This window comes from Candidatus Auribacterota bacterium (genome assembly GCA_026392035.1).
In the GTDB taxonomy this organism is placed as follows: domain Bacteria; phylum Auribacterota; class Tritonobacteria; order UBA1439; family UBA1439; genus JAPLCX01.
The window spans coordinates 1-2,014 of the sequence record JAPLCX010000010.1 but is presented as its reverse complement, the minus strand read 5'-3'; the positions used below and the strand labels follow the sequence as shown (position 1 = coordinate 2,014).

The following is a 2,014-nucleotide window of genomic DNA, read 5'->3' as shown; positions in this document are numbered from 1 at the left end:
GGAAGAGCTAAGGGCGGATAACCGCCATAATCTATTGGACATATTAGACGATCTTAATTCCCGGAATTGTGTTAAACTTGGAGAAGGTGGCGGGGGGCAGGAGCTGGGCGACCAATTTAATAGCCCCCCAAAATGGCTGCTTAGCGGGATCCGTGGCCCCCCTCTATAAGTGACCCCTTACCCAGGATCACGCATCACGTCTTTCAGGTGCTGTTCAGTGCCACGAAAGTCTGCCCTACGCAGATCCCCAAATCGTTCAGTGGGATACCCCTGCTCTCCAGGAGGGTAAAGCCCGCTTCACTCAAAAGCCTCGACGCGCGCTCGTAGAGGAGCCTGTTCTGGAAAACACCGCCGCTCAGGACCACCGTGTCGAGGCCGAGTTCACTGTTGAGACGGCGCGCTATTTCAACAATGAGCATCGCGAGGGAATTATGGAATCTCCGCGCGATTTGCCCTACGGGAATCCGTGCCGCCATGTCTCTGAGCATCGCATCGAGCATCGTTTCGCAACCGATAATACACGGGGCATCCCCGTGGATGTCGAAGGAGTAGCTCCCGTTCTCCACGACCGACGACGCCCTCTCCTCCAGCTTGAGCGCCGCCTCCGCCTCAAAGCGTGCCACGTGGACAAACCCAAGGAGAGACGATACCGCGTCGAAAAGCCTCCCGCAGCTCGATGTCAGGGGGGAGTTGATCTTTTTATTAATCGCATTCTTCAGCACGTGGAGTTCCTGTGGAGACCTCCCCTTTAAAAAGTCGAATCCCTTTTGGAAGATCTCCTCTCCCATACGCTCGTACAGCATCCCGAATATCATCCTCCATGGTTCGCGGATCGCCATTTCCCCGCCTGGCATTCTCATATATTTGAAATGAGCGCGGCGGGAACACTCAGTGCGGGAAACAACAAAGAACTCTCCCCCCCATAGATTCCCGTCCAGACCGTATCCCGTGCCGTCAAAACTGACGCCGACGACCGGCTGTTCAAGCTCATAGTGCGCTATGATGCTCGCGACATGGGCGTGGTGGTGCTGCACCCCCCTCCGTGCGACGGGATTGAAGAGATGCGCCGCTTCCGAGGAAAAATACATCGGGTGGAGGTCGTGTGCGACAATTTCCGGCGAGAAGCGCAGGCGCGCGCTCATCTCTTCGATTGAATGGAGAAACTTCGCATAGCTATCGGGATTCGAGAGATCGCCGTTTTCACCTGAAAGGTACAACTGACCATCTTTAAAAATGGAAAATCTATTTTTCGCATCCGCCCCGCATGCAAAGATAGATCGGGGGCTACGCGCGTGTCCCTCAATTCTAACGGATTTTATCCTGTGCGCCGTCATATCCCGTACCCGCTATCAATCTCCCCCGATCTCACGATACCAAATAATATCTGATACGGCAATTTGGTCCCCTCCCCTGAAATGGCGGATAACCGATTAATATCTTCACCAACTGGGTGCGCGTAATTAAGAAATGGTGATTCTGTAGGGGCTTGATTTATCAAGCCCGTTACGCGGGTCGGATGAATCCCTACGCCCATTTGGGGTCAAATCTTTTAACTTTTCATTTGGTTGAAGTGCTTTAAAAATGCGTTAAATTTTCGCTCTAACTGCTGGTCATGCCCGATCCTGCTTAAAAGTCTGCGTCTTACATTGCTCACAGAACTGTAATCCAAGCCCCCCATGTAACTGCCGATTTCCTGCTGTGTGATTCTGCAAAACCGGTATAGCAATTCCATCAATATGGTCCGTTCCGGCAATTGCCTCCCCCTGCGGCAAATCTCCTCTCTTGTCCCCCCAATAAGCTGCAAATATTGTTCTATAAGCTCCTGGGGCGGATACTGCCTCTTAAGTTCTCGCACTGCGGGCCTTTCTCTCTCCTTTAAACCCGAAATCGGCGAGTATCGAGTTGATGATTTCGTAACTTGTTGAATGCCTACAAGAATGAGCGACATGCAACCTTCAACTTTTTTGCAGGATGCGGACACAAAAAGAGCCTCCTTTGTTTCACCATTTGTTAA

At 52.0% G+C, this 2,014-nt stretch carries 2 protein-coding genes; both read right to left on the bottom strand.

Annotated features, from left to right (window positions below; genetic code table 11):
* Positions 1-203: 203 nt before the first annotated feature.
* On the bottom strand, positions 204-1,334 hold the full coding sequence (locus NTX71_00650) for a hypothetical protein (protein MCX6338414.1): 1,131 nt from the start codon (positions 1,332-1,334) through the stop codon (positions 204-206).
* A gap of 215 nt (positions 1,335-1,549) precedes the next feature.
* A partial coding sequence (locus tag NTX71_00645) for a hypothetical protein (GenBank protein MCX6338413.1) occupies positions 1,550-2,014 on the bottom strand: 465 nt, incomplete at its 5' end.

Excerpts from the sequence above, each read along its gene's own strand:
- NTX71_00650 (MCX6338414.1), bottom strand. The coding sequence starts at position 1,334 with ATGACGGCGCACAGGATAAAATCCGTTAGAATTGAGGGACACGCGCGT.